Here is an 18,439-nt window from a genome sequence, read left to right as displayed (position 1 = left end):
GCTTGGGCAGACCCGCGCATTTGCCGATCTGCCCGCCACTCAGTTTCGTAGCCCGGATGCAATCCGGGCTACAGCGCCCTCCCGTAGGGTGCCTATTTGCCGATCTGCCCGCCGCTCGGCGCACCAGAGCCATGGCTGCTACGCGCCTGGCTGACTAGAGTCAGAGCTCGCCTCCAATTCATAACAGCCAAGTGCGAGCCCCATGAGCCAAGCCGATCTGATTTCGCCCTTCCGCTTCCTGGCCCACCTGCCGCAACACCTGCCGCGCGTACCGCGCATGCTGCGCGGCCTGTACTACGCCGGCATCCGCAACCGCGAGAAAAACCTGTCGCTGGCCTGGGCGCTGCAGCGCGCAGCCGAACGCCACCCCGAGCGTCCGGCGCTGATGGATGAAAACCGCCAGCTCAGCTATCGCGCCTTCAACGCCTGGGCCAACCGCCTGGCCTGGACGTTCAAGGCCGAAGGTGTCGGCCATGGCGACGTGGTCGCGGTGATGCTGGAGAACCGCCTGGAGCTGCTGGTAATTCTCGCCGCCCTGAGCAAACTCGGTGCGGTCGGCGCCCTGATCAACACTACCCAGCGCGGCAAGGTACTGGCGCATAGCTTCAACCTGGTAAAGCCCGGCTACCTGGTCATCGGTGACGAACTGCGCGGCGCCTTCGAGGAAATCGCCGCGCAGTTGCACAACCAGCAGGCGCGCCGCTACTGGATCGCCGACCAGGATTGCCTGCGTGATCCTGGCCAGGCGCCGGACGTCTGGCTCAACCTCCTGCAGATCGCCAGCGGCCAGGCCGAGGACAACCCGCCGGATAGCCAGCATGTGCGTATGAAGGACGCCTGCTTTCTGATCTACACCTCCGGCACCACCGGCCTGCCCAAGGCCTCGATCATGAGCCACGGCAAGTGGATCAAGGCCTACGGCGGCTTCGGCCATTCCGGCCTGACCCTGAACGAACGCGACGTGCTCTACCTCACCCTGCCCTGCTACCACAACAACGCCGTCACCGTATGCTGGAGCGCAGCCCTGGCCGGCGGCGCGGCCATCGCCCTGCGCCGCAAGTTCTCCGCCAGTGCCTTCTGGAGCGACGTGGCGCACTACCAGGCCACCTGCTTCGGCTATATCGGCGAACTGTGCCGCTATCTGCTCAACCAGCCCGAGCATCCGGCAGAACGAGGCAACAGCCTGCGCTGCATGATAGGCAATGGCCTGCGCCCCTCGATCTGGGCCGAGTTCAAGCAGCGTTTCGGCGTCGAGCAGATCACCGAGTTCTATGCTTCCAGCGAAGGCAACATCGGCTTCACCAACGTCTTCAACTTCGACAATACCGTCGGCTACACCCCGGCCACCTACGCCATTGTCCGCTACGACCTGGAGCACGACTGCCCCGTGCGCGGCAACAATGGTTTCCTGCAGAAGGCCAACAAGGGCGAAGCCGGCCTGCTGATCAGCGAGATCAGCGCCAAGTGGCCGTTCGATGGCTACACCGACCCTGCCAAGAGCGAGGCGGCGATCCTGCGTGACGTGTTCAAGAAGGGCGACGCCTGGTTCAACACCGGCGACCTGATGCGCGACATCGGCTGCAAGCATGCGCAGTTCGTCGACCGCCTCGGCGACACCTTCCGCTGGAAAGGCGAGAACGTTTCAACCACCGAGGTGGAAAACGTGCTGGGCGCCTTCCCCGGCGTGGAAGATGCGGTGGTCTATGGCGTGGAAATTCCCGGCACCAATGGCCGTTGCGGCATGGCCGCGCTGCGCCTGGCGCCGGGTTGCGTGCTGGATGGCGCGGCGCTGGCCGTTCACCTGGATGCAGAGCTGCCGGCCTACGCCGCGCCGCTGTTCGTGCGCCTACTCGGCGAAGTCGAGACCACGGGCACCTTCAAGTACAAGAAGACCGATCTGAAACAGGCCGGCTATGACCCCAACCAGGTAGATGATCCGATCTACGTACGCCTGCCCGGCGCAGACAGCTTCCAGCCGCTGAGTCGTGAAACCCATGCGGCCATCGAGCAGCAGCGTTATCGCTTTTGAGCTACTGCTTGAACTCGAACTGCACCTCGGCGCCTTCGATGGAATCCCAGTAGTCGTCCACTCGCTCGTTGCTGATCAGCCGACCGCTGATCTGGAACGGGCTCTGGACTTCGGGTTTCTCGCCAAACAGCGGTGGCAACACCGGCGAGAGCTCCTCGTGGGTTTCGCTTTCCAATGCCTGCTCGAACAGCTCCTGCGGCACGCTGAGATCCAGCGCCAGCTTCGATTCGGGCTCGGCAGGCTTGGGCTGTGGTGCCGCAGCAGGCTTGGGCTTGGCGGCGACGGGCGGTTTGGCGGGAGGCAGGGGTTTGTTTTCGACCACCTTGGCAGGCGGCGCAGGTTCGACCGGTTTGGGCTTGGCAACCTCGGCAACGGGCGCTGGCTCAGGCGCGGCGACCACTGCGGGCTCAGGTGCAGGCTGTTGCGCAACAGACTCGGGGGCACGCTCGCAGGCGCTCAGCCAACCCAAACACAGCAACAGAAAAATGGACTTACGCATCATGGGACAAGGGTAACTCGATCAGTAACGCGCCCATGCTCCTCCGCCTGGGCGCGCCTGACAAGTCGACTTACACGACTTTTACCCGGAAGCTCATTCGGCTGACGGCTCCTTAGCCAGATGCTCGAGCTCGGCCTCGATATCCAGTTGCGGATAATCGGCCTTGAGCTGCTCCAGCAGCCGCTGCGCCTCCTCCTGCTTATTGGCCTTGCGCAGCTCCAGCAGACGCAGCAACGCCTCGCGTGGTTCGCTCTGGATCACCAGCTCGGCCATCGGCGCGATGGCAGTGGCACTGCTCATTGCTTCATCCGCCGTCGCGGCCGGCGGCGCAGGGCGAGCAATCGCCTCGGCCTTCATCCGCTCCTGCGGTGCAGCCATACGCGCCATCGACTCGCTCTCGGCAGCACGCTTGGCCGCCATCGGCGCCGGTGCTGGCGCGGCGGGGCTCATCGCCACGCTGGGCGGCACGGCATCGAAGGCCTCCGGCGTCTGCTCCAGCGTACGCCAGGTCAGGCTGACGCCAATCCCGATACAAGCCAGGCCCGCCACGGCCACCGACCAGCGCTGGCGACCAGTGCCGAACAGCCAGTGGTGCAGGCGTTGCGTCCATCCGGCGTTGTCGCTGTCGATCCGGGCCGGCTTCGTTTCACGGGCAGCCGCACTGGCCGCCGCCAGGATACGTGCATCCAGCTCGGCCGAGGGTTCACCACTGCCATGGGCACGGAAATGCGCCAACAGCGCCTGTTCGTGATCCAGCGGCTCTCGTTCATGGGTCATGCGGACAACTCCTCGGTGGCCAGCAGCCGGCGCAGTTTCTGCAGGGCATAGCGCAGACGGCTCTTGACCGTCTCGGCCGGCGTGCGGGTCAACTCGGCAATCTCGTTCAGTTCCAGGTCGCCATGAGCACGCAACAGGAACACCTCGCGTTGGTCTTCCGGCAGGTCGGCCAGTGCCGCCTGCAGCCGTTCGCTATCGCGGCTCAGCCCCCACTGCTGCTCGGGGCCGGGGCGCGGGTCGGCCTGGGCGTGCTGGCCTTCGTCGTATTCGTCATGCCCGGCCTGATGACGGCCCGTCTTGCGCCAGTGATCGATCAGGCGGTTGCGGGCAATCTGGTACAACCAGGTCTTGAACAGCACCGCCTCGCGCTGCTCGCTCTGGCTGCGGATCAGGCTCATCCAGGTTTCCTGAAACACTTCCTCGGCCAGGGCATGATCGCCACACAGGCCGAGCAGAAAGCGGAACAGACCCAGCCGATGGCGCTGGTACAGCGCGTTGAAGGCTGCGGCATCGCCGCGGCGGTAACGCCGCAATAACGCGGCGTCGTCATCCGTGAGAGGTGCGTTCACTGCTGAACTCTTGCTGGTGTGGAGCCGGAAGTGTGCAGGCTCTGGGCGATTTCGGCCAGCTGGATGAACTCGCCGCGCAGGCCGAAGCGATCCTCACCCTTGGCCGAGCGCGCCAGTTCGATGCTCTGCGCCAGACCGAAGTCGCCCGTGTAGCGACCGTCCTTGAGCTGCTGGGCGAAGGCCGCGACCGCAGCGGCGAAGCGCAGATCTTCGCTGGCGGCGTTCATCGGCTTGGCCTCGGCACGCGCGATGGGGCGTTCCAGCAGTCGACTGCTCACCTCCCCCGGCGCCTTGTAGCGAATCCGCAGCCAGGCCAGTTCGCCCGCCTTGCCCGCTGGCGAAGTCGCGGCCTGATAGCGCAGCGGCTCCAGCCAGCCCTTGCCCCCGGTCGGGACGATCTCGTAAAGAGCGGTGACCGTGTGACCAGCGCCAATGTCACCGGCATCGACCTTGTCATTGCTGAAGTCCTCGCGCTTGAGCGCGCGGTTTTCGTAGCCCAGCAAACGGTACTCGCTGACCTCGCTCGGGTTGAACTCCAGTTGCAGCTTCACATCGCTGGCCACAGTGGCCAGGGTCGAGCCGAGCTGATCCACCAGCACCTTGCGCGCCTCGCGCAGGTTGTCGATGTAGGCGTAATTGCCGTTACCGGCGTCGGCCAGTTGCTCCATCAGGCGCTCGTTGTAGTTGTCCACGCCGAAACCCAGGGTGGTCAGCGAGACGCCGCTCTTGCGCTTGTCAGCCCCCAGTTGTTTGAGGCTGTCGAAGTCACTGATGCCGACGTTGAAGTCACCATCGGTGGCCAGCAGGATGCGATTGATGCCGCCGTCGATCAGGTGCTTGCTCGCCTGCTGATAGGCCAGCTGGATGCCCGACTCCCCTGCCGTTGAGCCACTGGCAGTCAGTTGATCGATGGCCGCACGGATCTTCGCCTTGTCACTTCCGCGTGTGGAGTCCAGCACCACCTGGCTGTCACCGGCATAGGTGACCAGCGAGACGCGATCCTGCGGGCGCAACTGATCGACCAGCAACTTCAGAGTACCCTGCACCATCGGCAGCCCCTCTCGGCGCTGCATCGACCCGGACACATCGACCAGGAACACCAGGTTGGCCGGCGGCAGCTCCTCCACGCTGCGATCCGACGCCTTGATGGCGATGCGCAGCAGGCGCGTCTGCGGGTTCCATGGCGTCACCGCCAGCTCGGTGCTGACGCCGAAAGGCACATCGCCTTGCGGCAGTGGGTAGGCATAGGGAAAGTAGTTGACCAGCTCCTCCAGGCGCACGGCCTCCTTCGGCGGCAGTTGCCCGTCGTTGAGGAAACGCCGCACGTTGGCGTAGCTGCCGGTATCGACATCGATGCTGAAAGTAGACGCCGGCGTCTCGGCGACGACGAACACCGGGTTGTCGGCATAGGCCTGGTACTGCTCACGCGGCTCGTCGCGATAACCTGGCGGCAGAACATCGGCGATGGGAGCCGGCGCGTAGGCCATCTGCGCCATGCGCTTGTGACTGGCCTCGGCAGCCGCAGGCACCGCCAGGCGTTCAAGCAAGGGCGGTGCACTTGGGGTTTCAGGCCCTGGGCCAGAGGCACTGCAGGCAGCGAGCAGCAGCACGCTACTCGCCGAAAAACCGACAACCAGTGGACGAACGAGCAACAAGGAACAAGCGGACATGGTGCATCTCCTGAACAATGGCACGAGACCTTCGCTCAGGTAGACGCAGCACCTCCGTTATCCGGGTTAATGCCTGACGCTTTTTCGCTCGGCCTCAGGTGGCCATTTCCTGGCACAGCTGCGTGGCCAGCATACCGAGGGTCATCAGCGCCCTCTCTGCCTCGCGATTCCAGGGGATGCCGCAGTTGAGACGCACACAATGATTGAACTGCTCGGTGTTACTGAAAATCAGCCCTGGCGCGATGGAAATGCCCTGCTGCAGCGCGCGCACGTGCAGATCCTTGGTGTTGACCCGTGCCGGCAGGCTGACCCAGAGGATGAAGCCGCCCTTGGGCCGGGTCATCTGCGTACCCACGGGGAAATACTGCTGCACCGCCAGTTGAAAGGCACTGAGGTTCTTGCGGTACTCCTGACGGATATAGCGCAGATGACGGTCATAGCCACCGTTCTCCAGGTAGGCCGCCACCGCCATCTGCGTGACGCTGCAGGCTGAGTGCGTGGTGAACGTCTGCAGGCGCTGGATTTCGTCCTGGTATTTGCCCGCGACTATCCAGCCGATACGCACCCCCGGCGACAGAGTCTTGGAGAAGCTCGAGCAATAGATCACCCGGCTGTCACGGTCATGCGACTTGAGCGCCTTGGTCGGCCCCTGCTCGAACATCAGTTCGCCATAGATATCGTCTTCGACGATCTGGATGTCGTAATCGTCAGCCAGGCGCAGCAGTTGCCGCTGACGCTCCTCGGGGATGGTGCCGCCTAGCGGATTGGACAGCCGGGCGGTCAACACCAGGGCCTTGATCGGCCATTGGTTGGCCGCCAGTTGCAACGCCTCCAGGCTGATACCGGTGGTTGGGTCGCAGGGGATCTCGATGACCTTGAGTCCAAGCAGGTCGGCCAGTTGCAGCAGGCCATAATAGCTCGGCGACTCCACCGCGATCAGGTCGCCGGGTTGGGTCAACACGCGCAGGCTCATCTGCAGCGCATCGACGCAGCCATGGGTGATCACCACTTCGGATGGATCGACCACCACGCCGGCATCGCGCATACGAATCGCCACCTGGCGCCGTAGCGGCTCGAACCCCGGGCTGAACATGTAGCTGAAGGCGCGCGGACTGTGAAAACGGGTGACCTTGGCCAGTTGCTGATGCAGTGCGCGCACCGGCAGATAGTCGACATGCGGCACCGCCGCGCCCAACGGGAATACGCCTTCGCGACGCGACTCGGTCAGCACCTGGTTGATGATGCTGGCGCGGGTAACCAGGCCAGGCCGCTCGACGCGCGCGATATCCGGGGTCGAGGCGGTCAGTGCGGGGGTCTGGTGCACGTAGAAGCCGGACTGCGGGCGCGCCCGGATCAGCCCCTGATCCTCAAGGTTGGCGTAGGCCTGCAATACCGTGGCATGGCTGACGTTGAGCTGGGCACTCATCTTGCGCACCGACGGCACACGCTCACCCGGCTGGTAGACACCGCGGCGAATATCCTCGGCCAACTGCTGGGCGATGCGTTGATAGAGCAACAGATTGGTCATGGCGGAATCCTCCGTGGCACTGAACCATAACAGTAGCCGATCACTGCGCAATTGTACTGGCACAGTTATGCACTGTCTTGTCCGTACACCCAAGGCAGCGCACGCTTTTTCCCGCACCAACGAAAAACGCCGCGCCCCTTGCAGGGCGCGGCGCTCGTGTCACTTCTGGCGCGTCAGCGTTCGTTGCCGAGTTGCCCACGCTCGTCGGAAAAGACGATCTCCACCCGGCGATTTTGTGCACGCCCGCGCGCCGATGCATTCTCGGCGACCGGGAAATCAGCGCCATAGCCCATCACCTGAATACGCTTGGCATCGATGCCCAGATCGATCAGCAGGTCGGCTACGGTTTGCGCACGCGCCCGAGAAAGCTCCCGATTCTCGTCGGCGCTGCCGGTATTGTCGGTATAGCCCTCGATCCGCACGCGCCGCTGCGGATTAATCTGCAGGAACTGCACGAGTTTGAGCAAGGTGCGATTGGCCGCGGGTTGCAACTCGGCGCGTCCGGCGTCGAACAACATGTCACCCAGCGTCATCACCAGCCCACGATCCGTTTCACTGGCAGCCAAGCTGACCATCTGCTCTTCAAGCCAGCCGTTGTGCTGCTGCACGCTGAGCAGCTTGGCCTCACGCAGGCTCAACTGCAGACGTTGCAGCTCCAGTTCGAGACGGGCTGCGCGCTCCTGGTTGAGGCTGGTTTCGCTGTGTTGCCGTGCGATGGCCGCATAACGCTCGCTGAGATAGGCGAAGTGACGCACATCCTCGGCGCTCCCCCAGTAACTGGACAGCCGTTCGGCACGCGCCAGCGACTCACCGGAACGAATCACATCCTTGGGCGCGGCACGCAGTACGTTTGGATCTTCCTTGACCGACTGGAAACTGGCGCGCGCTGCATCCAGCGCGTCCTCACTGGCAGGCGATAGCGCACAACCGGCCAGCAGGCCCGAGGCCAGCAGCGCAACGATCAGCTTCGGGGCATTGCTCATCACATTGCCCCCAGTTGTTGGCGCAGACGCGCGATGCGTCGGTTCAGTTCGGTGAGCTGATCGCGGCTTTTCACGTTCAGGTGCTGAGCCTCGGCCAGACGGGCATCCAACTCGGCTTGCTCGGCCAGCAGCCGCGCCTCCTTGTTGTCTTCGTCGGCAGCCGCGGCCTGTGCCCGGCTGTACTTGTCTTCGGCCTGGCTCAGCAATTGCGCCTGGTCTTCGCCTACGCCGAGCGCGCGCACCTGGGTCATGGCCTGCTCGGTGAGGCGCAGTTGTTCGGTGGGAGCGGGATCGCTGGCACAAGCACTCAGCGCCAGCATCATGATGAGAGTGGATAAAAATCGAATGATCACGAAAGCGTCCTACTGGTTGGCATCGCCAACGGGGTCGGGTTGCATCTGTTGCGCCTTCCACAGCGCCAGATTGTGCTGCAGCATCTGTTCGGGGACACCGGCAGCGACCAATTCTGTCATTTTCCGCGCCAGCTGTCCGCGCAGCCAGGGTTCGTTGCAGGCCGAGTTGTGCGACAGCGTCAGGTAAAGGCCCTCGCTGGAAATCGGCGGATCCAGCACTTCGAGGTCATCATCCACGCCAAGCGTCTCGGCCACGGCCAGGCCCGGATAGCGCTCATAAAGTACGTAGTCGGTGCGCCCCAGCAGCAACTTCTGGAACGCCTGGGTCAGGCTGGACACCCCCTCGAGGGTAAGATTCTGCTTGGCGAAGGCATCGAACTGCTGACCGAAGCTGTTGCCCACCAGCGTATCGCCGGTGCGCCCCTGCAGATCGGCCCAACTGCCGTAAGCAAAGGCCTCGCCCTTGCGCACCCAAGCCACGCTGGGCGTGATGAAGAAGGCCGGATGCACGTAATCCATGCTTTCCAGGCGAGGCAAGGTCAGAAATGCACCTGCCAGAAGATCGACCCGCCCGGTACGCACCTCATCCTGCGCGCGTGACCAGGGGCCGCTGTAAATGACATCGATGGCCACGCCGAGATCCTTGCCGACCTGCTTGAGCAGATCGGCATTGGCGCCAATCAGCTGTTGCGGATTCTGCGGGTCTCGCCACAGGTAAGGGGGATACTCGGGGTTGCCCGTGGCGACCAGGCGCTCACATTTACCAACGGCGAAGGCACTGGCCGGCATCAGGGACAGGCCGAGCCAGACCAGCAGGGACTTCAACGGAAAGCGCTTGGGCATTGGCTACTCTCGGTTAGTGCAGAAATCGAAACAGGCCAACGAGCCTGCAAACGACAACATTCAACTTCATGCTAGCTTAACGAAGCCGCAATAATAATTAGCGATAAGGACGCACCATGAAAAAACTGCTGCTCGGTCTGATTCTGCTGCTCATCGCTGCCGCAGCCATTCTCTGGTTCGTCCCCGCCACACAATTGGCCAGCCTGCGGCTGGTCGAACAGCATCGTGCCGGGCTCACTCACGAGCAGGTGCGAGTCCACGATCTTAACATTCATTATTACCAAGGCGGGCCGGTAAACGGCGAAGCGATCGTCCTGATCCACGGCTTCGCCGCCGACAAGGACAACTGGCTACGTTTCGCCCGCCATCTCACCGACCGCTATCACGTCATCGCCCTCGACCTTCCCGGCTTTGGCCAAAGCGACCGCCCGACCGGCAGCCATGACGTCGGCACCCAGGCGGAGCGACTGGCCGATTTTCTCGATGCGCTGAAGCTCGGCACAACCCACCTGCTGGGCAACTCCATGGGCGGCCATATCGCGGCGCTGTATGCCGCACGCTACCCGCAGCGAGTGAAAACCCTGACGCTGTTCGATAACGCCGGCATCAAGGCAGCGCATGAAAGCGAACTCTATCGGCGCCTGCGCGAAGGCAAGGCCAACCCACTGGTGGTGCGGCAACCCGAGGATTTTCAGCAGTTGCTCGACTTCGTCTTCGTCGAACCGCCCTACCTGCCACAGCCGCTCAAGCAGTACCTGGCCAAGCGCGCGATAGACAATGCGGCGTATTACGACGAAGTCTTTCGCCAACTGGTCGAGCGTTACATCCCGCTGGAGCCGGAGCTGCCGAAGATCACGGCGCCCACACTGCTGCTATGGGGCAAGCAAGATCGTGTGCTGGACGTTTCCAGCATCGAGGTGATGAAACCGCTGCTGCAGAAACCGAGCGTGGCCATCATGGATGAAGTGGGTCACGCGCCCATGCTGGAGCGCCCGGAGCAAAGCGCCCTGCTCTACCGGCAATTTCTCCAAACCGCAAAGTGACGCCGCTCGGCTGCACTCCAAGGCATGCCGCACATAAAAAGAAACCCGCTCATGAGAGCGGGTTTCTTGTGGCAGCAAAAGCGGGTTAAACCAGCTTTTCCAGCTCCGGAACGGCTTCGAACAGATCGGCCACCAGGCCGTAATCGGCCACCTGGAAGATCGGTGCTTCTTCGTCCTTGTTGATCGCGACGATCACCTTGGAGTCTTTCATACCGGCCAGGTGCTGGATGGCACCCGAGATACCGACGGCGATGTACAGCTGCGGCGCGACGATCTTGCCGGTCTGGCCGACCTGCATGTCGTTCGGTACGAAACCGGCGTCGACGGCGGCACGGGAGGCACCAACGGCAGCGCCAAGCTTGTCGGCCAGGGCGTACAGGTGCTTGAAGTTGTCGCCATTGCCCATGCCACGGCCGCCAGAAACGACGATCTTGGCAGCGGTCAGTTCCGGACGGTCGGACTTGGCCAGTTCTTCACCCACGAAGGCGGACTTGCCAGCATCGGCCGGCCCGGAGACTGCTTCAACGGCAGCGGAGCCACCTTCGGCAGCAGCGGCGTCGAAACCGGTGGTACGCACGGTGATCACCTTCACCGCAGCCGAAGACTGTACGGTGGCGATGGCGTTACCGGCATAGATCGGACGCTTGAAGGTGTCGGCGCTCTCGACGGCGATGATCTCGGAGATCTGATCGACATCCAGCAGTGCGGCGACGCGCGGCAGGAAGTTCTTGCCGTTGGTGGTGGCCGGAGCCAACACGTGGCTGTAGTTCTTGCCCAGTTCGGCGATAAGCGGTGCAACGTTTTCCGGCAACTGATGCGCGTAGGCAGCGTTGTCGGCCAGCAGCACCTTGGATACGCCAGCGACCTTGGCAGCGGCGTCGGCTGCAGCGGCAGCATTGCTACCGGCAACCAGCACGTGGATATCACCACCGATCTTCTGCGCGGCGGTCACAACGTTGAGAGTGGCGGGCGCCAGAGCGGCGTTGCTGTGTTCAGCGATAACCAGGATAGCCATTTAGATTACCTTCGCCTCGTTCTTCAGTTTCTCGACCAGTTCAGCCACGGACTTGACCTTGATCCCAGCGCTGCGGGCAGCCGGCGCCTCGACCTTGATAGTCTTCACGGTAGACGCGGTGGAAACGCCCAGAGCGTCAGGGGTGACGGTCTCCAGCGGCTTTTTCTTGGCCTTCATGATGTTCGGCAGCGACGCGTAGCGCGGCTCGTTCAAGCGCAGGTCGGTGGTGACGATGGCCGGCAGGCTCAGAGCGACGGTTTGCAAGCCACCATCGATCTCGCGGGTCACGTTGAGCTTGTCGCCAGCGACTTCCACCTTGGAGGCGAAAGTACCCTGGGCGTAGCCGGTCAGCGCGGCCAGCATCTGGCCGGTCTGATTGTTGTCGCTGTCGATGGCCTGCTTGCCGAGGATAACCAGTTGCGGTTGCTCCTTGTCGACCACGGCCTTGAGCAGCTTGGCCACGGCCAGGGAGTTCAGCTCTTCAGCAGACTCGACCAGCACGGCACGGTCAGCGCCGAGAGCCAGCGCGGTGCGCAGTTGCTCCTGAGCGGTCGCCGGGCCGACGGTGACGACAACGATCTCGCTCGCCACGCCCTTCTCCTTCAGGCGTACGGCTTCTTCCACGGCGATTTCGCAGAAGGGGTTCATGGACATCTTGACGTTGGCGAGGTCGACGCCGCTGTTGTCCGCCTTGACGCGAACCTTGACGTTGTAGTCAACCACTCGTTTGACAGCTACAAGAACCTTCATGGATTCCTCGTTACTCTCCGGTGAATAAGAATGTCGCCAAGGTGAACCTGGCCAGTGATGCAGATCGGCCGGAACCGATCGCCAGCTCAGACGGCGAGCGCAAAACCGCCCGTATCTTGACCCCGCGACCTGACTCGGTCAATACAGCGAACTGGCCGGTCATCCGCGATGTAGTAGGATTCTAGCAGGCCTACAGAAAATTCAAACAAACGTTTGTATTGGCCCGTCGGGAGGGTGTAGATATAATGCGCCGCAGCGCTCAGGGAGCCGAGCCGCGCCCTCCAACATAAAACATCGAAGAGCCTTGAGTAGGAGATAGCCTGTGGAACGCGAATTTATGGAGTTCGACGTCGTCATCGTCGGCGCCGGCCCGTCTGGACTGTCCGCCGCCTGCCGACTGAAACAGAAAGCCGCTGAGGCGGGCCAGGAGATCAGCGTCTGCGTGGTCGAAAAAGGCTCCGAAGTCGGTGCTCACATCCTCTCTGGCGCTGTCTTCGAGCCTCGCGCACTGAACGAACTGTTCCCCGACTGGAAAGAACTGGGCGCCCCGCTCAATACGCCGGTCAAGGGCGACGACATTTACCTGCTCAAGGACGCCGAGAACGCCATCAAGGTTCCGGGCTTCTTCGTGCCCAAGACCATGCACAACGAGGGCAACTATATCATTTCCCTCGGTAATCTGTGCCGCTGGCTGGCGCAGCAGGCCGAAAACCTTGGCGTGGAAATCTACCCTGGCTTCGCCGCGCAGGAAGCCCTGATCGACGACAACGGTGTGGTACGCGGCATCGTTACCGGCGACCTGGGTGTCGATCGCGAAGGCAACCCGAAGGAAGGCTATTACACCCCGGGCATGGAACTGCGGGCCAAGTACACCCTGTTCGCCGAAGGCTGCCGTGGCCATATCGGCAAGCAACTGATCAAGAAATACGACCTCGACAGCGAAGCCGATGCCCAGCACTACGGCATCGGCATCAAGGAAATCTGGGACATCGACCCGGCCAAGCATCAGCAGGGCCTGGTGGTACACACCGCTGGCTGGCCGATGGACATCATGGGCACCGAGAACACCGGTGGCTCCTTCCTTTATCACCTGGAGAACAACCAGGTGGTGGTCGGCCTGATCATCGATCTGTCCTACGCCAACCCGCACCTCTCGCCGTTCGACGAATTCCAGCGCTATAAGCACCACCCGGTGGTCAAGCAGTACCTCGAAGGCGGCAAGCGTGTCGCCTACGGTGCCCGCGCCATCTGCAAAGGCGGCCTGAACTCGCTGCCGAAGATGGTATTCCCGGGTGGCGCGCTGATCGGCTGCGACCTCGGTACCCTGAACTTCGCCAAGATCAAGGGCAGCCACACCGCGATGAAGTCCGGCATGCTGGCGGCTGACGCCATCGCCGAAGCCCTGGCCGCTGGCCGTGAAGGCGGTGACGAGCTGACCAACTACGTCGATGGCTTCAAGGCCAGTTGGCTGTATGACGAACTGTTCCGCAGCCGCAACTTCGGCGCGGCCATCCACAAGTACGGCGCCCTTATCGGCGGCGGCATCAACTGGCTGGATCAGAACATCTTCGGCGGCAAGGCTCCCTTCACCCTGCACGACAACAAGCCGGACTACGCCTGCCTCAAGCCGGCGGCCGAGTGCGCCAAGATCGACTACCCCAAACCGGACGGCAAACTGAGCTTCGACAAACTGAGTTCGGTGTTCCTCTCCAACACCAACCATGAAGAAGAACAGCCCTGCCACCTCAAGCTCACCGACCCGAGCATTCCGCTGGCGAAGAACCTGCCGCTGTACGACGAACCGGCGCAGCGCTACTGCCCGGCCGGCGTGTACGAGGTGGTGACCCAGGAAGACGGCGAGAAGAAGTTCCAGATCAACGCGCAGAACTGCGTGCACTGCAAGACCTGCGACATCAAGGATCCGGCGCAGAACATCACCTGGGTCGCCCCAGAGGGCACTGGCGGGCCGAATTACCCCAACATGTAATTCGTCCAGATATGAAAAAGGCTCCTTCGGGAGCCTTTGTTCGTTATGCGTAGGAGCGAGCTCTGCTCGCGAAGCTTTTGTGTTTTGCCGGATTCGCGAGCAGAGCTCGCTCCTACAGCCCGGCGTGCCGCATCAATCCTGATAGATCATCTTGCGACTCATGCCGCCGTCGATGACGAACTCCTGCCCTGTCACGAAGCCAGCTGCATCGGACAACAGCCAGGCGACCTGCGCTGCGACATCTTCCACCGTGCCGACGCGGCCGACCGGGTGCTGCGCATGATCGAATACCGAAAGCGGCTCTTGCCGTTGCTGTGAGGGGTCACGCGCATCGATCCAGCCGGGGCTGACACAGTTGACCCGCACTTCCGGCCCCAGGCTGATCGCCAGGGCATGAGTCAGCGCCACCAGACCACCCTTGCTCGCGGCGTATGCCTCGGAATTGATTTCAGACTGACTGGCGCGCGTCGACGCGATATTGACGATGGCGCCACGATGCCCACGCAGGTAGGGCGCGCAATGCTTGGCCAACAACATGGCGCCGGTCAGATTGACCGCCAGCATGCGGTTCCAGCGCTTCAGATCGAGCGATTCCAACGGCGGCGTATGCGGATCGGCAACAGCGGCGTTGCACACCAGCGCATCGAGACGACCGAACTGGCCCAGCACCTCGGCAACACCAACGCTGACCTGCTCCTCGCTGGACACATCCATGACGACGAACCAGGCGTTATCGCCCAGTGCCCGCGCCACTCTGGAACCACGCTCGCGGTCGATATCAGCCAACACCACCTGCCAGCCTTCAGTGATCAGCCAGGCCGCGATGCCCAGGCCGATACCGCGAGCGGCGCCGGTCACCAGGGCGACACGCCCATTATTGGACGCCCCGCCATCGCCCCACTCCAGCATCAGAGTGCAGCCAGACCGCGTGCCAGATCCGCCTTGAGGTCAGCCAGGTCTTCCAGGCCGACCGCGACGCGAATCAGGCTGTCACGGATACCGGCATTGGCGCGCTCCTGCGGAGTCAGACGGCCATGGGAAGTGGTCGCCGGATGGGCAATGGTCGTCTTGGTATCGCCCAGGTTGGTGGTGATGGAAATGACGCGAGTGGCGTCGATCACCTTCCAGGCAGCCTCACGGCCCCCTTTGACCTCGAAGCTGACCACCGCACCAAAGGCGCTCTGCTGCCGCTTCGCCAACTCGTGCTGCGGATGGCTCGGCAGGCCGGCGTAGTACACCCGCTCGACCTGCGACTGCTGCTCCAGCCACAGCGCCAACTGCAGGGCACTCTCGCTCTGCGCCTGCATGCGGATGCGCAGAGTTTCCAGGCCCTTGAGGAACAGCCAGGCATTGAACGGGCTGAGCGTCGGACCAGCCGTGCGCAGGAAGCCGACCACTTCCTTCATCTGCTCGCTGCGACCGGCAACCACACCACCCAGGCCACGGCCCTGGCCATCGATGTACTTGGTCGCCGAGTGCATGACGATATCGGCGCCCAGCTTCAACGGTTGCTGCAGCGCCGGCGTGCAGAAGCAGTTGTCGACCGCCAGCAGCGCACCACGAGCATGGGCGATATCGGCCAGTGCGGCGATATCCACCAACTCGGCCAGTGGGTTGGACGGCGACTCGACGAACAGCAGTCTGGTATTGGTCTTGAACGCGCCCTTCCAGGCGTCCAGGTCAGCCAGCGGTACGTAGTCCACCTCGATACCGAAACGCTTGAGGTACTTCTCGAACAGGCTGATGGTCGAACCAAACACGCTACGCGAGACCAGCACATGGTCGCCGCCGCTGCACAGACTCATGACGATGGCGAGGATGGCCGACATGCCGGAAGCGGTGGCGACCGCCTGCTCGGCACCTTCCAGCGCAGCGATACGCTCCTCGAAGGTACGCACCGTCGGGTTGGTGTAACGCGAGTAGACATTGCCCGGCACCTCACCACCGAAACGCGCGGCAGCATCGGCAGCAGTGCGGAATACGTAGCTGGAGGTGAGGAACAGCGCCTCGCCGTGCTCGCCTTCCGGCGAGCGGCGCTGGCCGGCGCGCACCGCCAGGGTGTCGAAACCTACGCCATCGAGGTCGCTATCGAGTCGACCCGCATCCCATTCCAGTGTCATTTCACCACCTCACGAACAATAGCCCGGTGCAATCCGGGAAATTCAGTATGACCTTCCCCCGGATTGCCTCCGGGCTACGCGCGACAGGCAGTGATCCTGCCCACCTGCGTCAGTTGTTGTACAGATCGATGATCGCGCTGACGACCTGCGACTTGGCCTTGGTGAGATCGTTGCGCGCCTGTTCGATACGATCCAGATACGCCGCGTCGACGTCGCCAGTGACGTACTTGCCGTCGAATACCGCGCAGTCGAAGTTGTCGATCTTGATCTTCTTGCTGCCGCTGACCGCCTCGATCAGATCCGACAGATCCTGATACACCAGCCAATCGGCACCGATCAGCTCGCAGACTTCCTCGGTGGTACGGCCATGGGCGATCAGCTCATGAGCGCTGGGCATGTCGATGCCATACACGTTCGGGTAACGCACCGCCGGCGCCGCCGAGCAGAAGTAGACGTTCTTCGCCCCGGCCTCACGGGCCATCTGGATGATCTGCTTGCAGGTGGTGCCACGCACGATGGAGTCATCCACCAGCATCACGTTCTTGCCGCGAAACTCCAGCTCGATGGCGTTGAGCTTCTGCCGCACGGATTTCTTGCGCGCAGCCTGGCCCGGCATGATGAAGGTACGGCCGATGTAGCGATTCTTGACGAAGCCTTCGCGGAATTTCACACCCAGGTGATTGGCCAGCTCCAGCGCGGCGGTGCGGCTGGTATCGGGAATCGGGATGACCACGTCGATGTCGTGATCCGGGCGCTCGCGGAGAATCTTGTCGGCCAGACGCTCGCCCATGCGTAGACGCGCCTTGTACACCGAGATGCCATCCATGATCGAATCCGGGCGCGCCAGGTAGACATGCTCGAAGATGCACGGCGCGTATTGCGGATTCGGCGCGCACTGACGGGTGAACAGCTGACCGTCTTCGGTGATGTACACCGCCTCGCCCGGCGCCAGATCGCGAATCAGGGTGAAGCCGAGCACGTCCAGCGCCACGCTTTCCGAGGCGATCATGTACTCGACGCCCTCGTCGGTGTGACGCTGGCCGAAGACGATCGGACGAATGCCGTTAGGATCGCGGAAACCGACGATGCCGTAACCGGTGATCATCGCCACCACCGCATAGCCACCCACACAGCGGCTGTGCACGTGGGACACGGCGGCGAATACGTCTTCCTCGGTCGGCTGCAACTTGCCGCGCACCGCCAGCTCGTGGGCGAAGACGTTGAGCAGGACTTCGGAGTCGGAGCTGGTGTTGACGTGGCGCAGATCGGACTCGTAGATCTCCTTGGCCAACTGTTCGACGTTGGTCAGGTTGCCGTTGTGCGCCAGGGTGATGCCGTAGGGCGAGTTGACGTAGAACGGCTGCGCCTCGGCCGAGCTGGAGCTACCAGCCGTCGGGTAACGCACGTGACCGATACCCATGTGGCCAACCAGGCGCTGCATGTGGCGCTGCTGGAACACGTCACGCACCAAGCCATTGTCCTTGCGCAGGAACAACCGGCCCTCATGGCTGGTGACGATGCCGGCAGCGTCCTGGCCGCGATGCTGAAGGACGGTTAGCGCGTCATACAGCGCCTGATTGACGTTCGACTTGCCGACGATACCGACGATGCCACACATGTGCCACGACCCCTGCTATGTAGTTCAGGCTAATTCAGCGACCGGCGCAGCGGTTGTCCGCACCGGCCACTCTATTCAAAGCAAAGCGGCTGGGTGAGCCACTTCGCTGTTCAACCATTGGCTCGACCAGCCCAGAATCAGATTCTTCGACCAGTCGGCAACCATCAGAAAATGCGGCACCAGCTTCGACTGCTGCCACCAGCTATCCTGCTGCACCGGCGCCAGGCTGATCAGCCCCACCAGCAACACCACCAACAAGCCGCCACGCGCCGCGCCGAAAACCATGCCGAGGAAGCGATCCGTCCCGGAAAGGCCGGTTACCCGGATCAGCTCGCCAATCAGAAAATTCACCAACGCGCCGACCAGCAGCGTAGCGATGAACAGGATCGCGCACGCCGCTATCACACGGGCAGATGGGGTTTCGATGAATTCGACGAGGTGCTGCGACAGGGCGCCACCGAACATCCAGGCAACCACGCCTGCGATGATCCAGGTCAGCAGCGACAGAGCCTCCTTGACGAAGCCACGCTTTAGACTGATCAAGCTCGAGATGGCGATGACGGCGATGATCGCCCAATCGACCCAGGTAAATGCCACGGTGCGCTCTGCCAGCGGGAAAGGCCGCGTATTCTAGCAGAGCGCAGCACGCTGAGTA

17 protein-coding genes are annotated in these 18,439 nt (G+C 62.7%); 3 read left to right on the top strand and 14 right to left on the bottom strand.

Annotated elements, in window-relative coordinates; genetic code table 11:
• Nucleotides 1-202 precede the first annotated feature (202 nt).
• Nucleotides 203-2,029, top strand: a complete 1,827-nt coding sequence (locus ACODS1_RS17920) for a long-chain-acyl-CoA synthetase (RefSeq protein WP_489086730.1) — start codon at nt 203-205, stop codon at nt 2,027-2,029.
• 1 nt (nt 2,030) lies between these two features.
• Here ACODS1_RS17920 and ACODS1_RS17915 read toward each other — a convergent pair whose 3' ends face one another.
• The 8 genes from ACODS1_RS17915 to ACODS1_RS17880 form a co-directional block, all read right to left on the bottom strand.
• Complete coding sequence (locus ACODS1_RS17915) at nt 2,031-2,531, bottom strand: hypothetical protein (RefSeq protein ID WP_489086729.1); 501 nt, start codon at nt 2,529-2,531, stop codon at nt 2,031-2,033.
• A 90-nt stretch (nt 2,532-2,621) separates the two neighbouring features.
• Entirely contained in the window at nt 2,622-3,305 is a 684-nt protein-coding gene (locus ACODS1_RS17910) for a hypothetical protein (RefSeq protein ID WP_489086728.1), read from the bottom strand.
• On the bottom strand, nt 3,302-3,874 hold the full coding sequence (locus tag ACODS1_RS17905) for an RNA polymerase sigma factor (protein WP_322978094.1): 573 nt from the start codon (nt 3,872-3,874) through the stop codon (nt 3,302-3,304). Before ACODS1_RS17905 ends, ACODS1_RS17910 begins: the two co-directional genes overlap by 4 nt.
• A complete protein-coding gene (locus ACODS1_RS17900; protein ID WP_489086727.1) occupies nt 3,871-5,544 on the bottom strand; it encodes a vWA domain-containing protein in 1,674 nt (557 codons plus the stop codon). The genes ACODS1_RS17905 and ACODS1_RS17900 overlap by 4 nt, the downstream gene beginning before the upstream one ends.
• Before the next feature lie 94 nt (nt 5,545-5,638).
• Nucleotides 5,639-7,072, bottom strand: coding sequence for an aminotransferase-like domain-containing protein (locus ACODS1_RS17895; protein WP_322978096.1), 1,434 nt, complete (start codon nt 7,070-7,072; stop codon nt 5,639-5,641).
• 173 nt (nt 7,073-7,245) lie between these two features.
• Complete coding sequence (locus tag ACODS1_RS17890) at nt 7,246-8,055, bottom strand: OmpA family protein (RefSeq protein WP_322978097.1); 810 nt, start codon at nt 8,053-8,055, stop codon at nt 7,246-7,248.
• Entirely contained in the window at nt 8,055-8,408 is a 354-nt protein-coding gene (locus ACODS1_RS17885; RefSeq protein ID WP_416340060.1) for a DUF4398 domain-containing protein, read from the bottom strand. Before ACODS1_RS17885 ends, ACODS1_RS17890 begins: the two co-directional genes overlap by 1 nt.
• Before the next feature lie 9 nt (nt 8,409-8,417).
• Complete coding sequence (locus tag ACODS1_RS17880) at nt 8,418-9,251, bottom strand: substrate-binding periplasmic protein (RefSeq protein ID WP_322978098.1); 834 nt, start codon at nt 9,249-9,251, stop codon at nt 8,418-8,420.
• Between the two features lie 116 nt (nt 9,252-9,367).
• Between ACODS1_RS17880 and ACODS1_RS17875 the strand changes: the two genes are divergently transcribed.
• Nucleotides 9,368-10,294 carry an alpha/beta fold hydrolase gene (locus ACODS1_RS17875; protein WP_489086726.1) on the top strand — a complete coding sequence of 309 codons (927 nt, stop codon included), beginning with the start codon at nt 9,368-9,370 and terminating at the stop codon, nt 10,292-10,294.
• 85 nt (nt 10,295-10,379) lie between these two features.
• Here the strand turns inward: ACODS1_RS17875 and ACODS1_RS17870 are convergent, their stop codons facing one another.
• Both ACODS1_RS17870 and ACODS1_RS17865 read right to left on the bottom strand, forming a co-directional pair.
• Nucleotides 10,380-11,309 (bottom strand): electron transfer flavoprotein subunit alpha/FixB family protein, encoded by a 930-nt coding sequence (locus ACODS1_RS17870; RefSeq protein ID WP_322978100.1) that lies wholly within the window; start codon nt 11,307-11,309, stop codon nt 10,380-10,382.
• On the bottom strand, nt 11,310-12,059 hold the full coding sequence (locus tag ACODS1_RS17865; protein ID WP_489086725.1) for an electron transfer flavoprotein subunit beta/FixA family protein: 750 nt from the start codon (nt 12,057-12,059) through the stop codon (nt 11,310-11,312).
• Between the two features lie 322 nt (nt 12,060-12,381).
• Here ACODS1_RS17865 and ACODS1_RS17860 point away from each other — a divergent pair, with 322 nt between their 5' ends.
• A complete protein-coding gene (locus ACODS1_RS17860) occupies nt 12,382-14,046 on the top strand; it encodes an electron transfer flavoprotein-ubiquinone oxidoreductase (RefSeq protein ID WP_322978102.1) in 1,665 nt (554 codons plus the stop codon).
• A gap of 132 nt (nt 14,047-14,178) precedes the next feature.
• Here ACODS1_RS17860 and ACODS1_RS17855 read toward each other — a convergent pair whose 3' ends face one another.
• The 4 genes from ACODS1_RS17855 to ACODS1_RS17840 all read right to left on the bottom strand — a co-directional run bounded on the left by ACODS1_RS17855 (nt 14,179) and on the right by ACODS1_RS17840 (nt 18,381).
• A complete protein-coding gene (locus ACODS1_RS17855; RefSeq protein ID WP_489086724.1) occupies nt 14,179-14,955 on the bottom strand; it encodes an SDR family oxidoreductase in 777 nt (258 codons plus the stop codon).
• Nucleotides 14,955-16,166 carry an O-succinylhomoserine sulfhydrylase gene (locus ACODS1_RS17850; protein ID WP_489086723.1) on the bottom strand — a complete coding sequence of 404 codons (1,212 nt, stop codon included), beginning with the start codon at nt 16,164-16,166 and terminating at the stop codon, nt 14,955-14,957. The genes ACODS1_RS17855 and ACODS1_RS17850 overlap by 1 nt, the downstream gene beginning before the upstream one ends.
• Nucleotides 16,167-16,275: 109 nt before the next feature.
• The gene (gene purF / locus ACODS1_RS17845) at nt 16,276-17,784 is read right to left on the bottom strand and encodes an amidophosphoribosyltransferase (RefSeq protein ID WP_322978105.1); all 1,509 of its coding nucleotides are present in this window, start codon (nt 17,782-17,784) and stop codon (nt 16,276-16,278) included.
• Nucleotides 17,785-17,859: 75 nt separating this feature from the next.
• A complete protein-coding gene (locus ACODS1_RS17840) occupies nt 17,860-18,381 on the bottom strand; it encodes a CvpA family protein (protein WP_322978106.1) in 522 nt (173 codons plus the stop codon).
• Between the last annotated feature and the right edge of the window lie 58 nt (nt 18,382-18,439).

The sequence above is a fragment of the Pseudomonas sp. FG29 genome (genome assembly GCF_057809355.1).
This window is presented reverse-complemented; position numbering and strand designations above follow the sequence as displayed.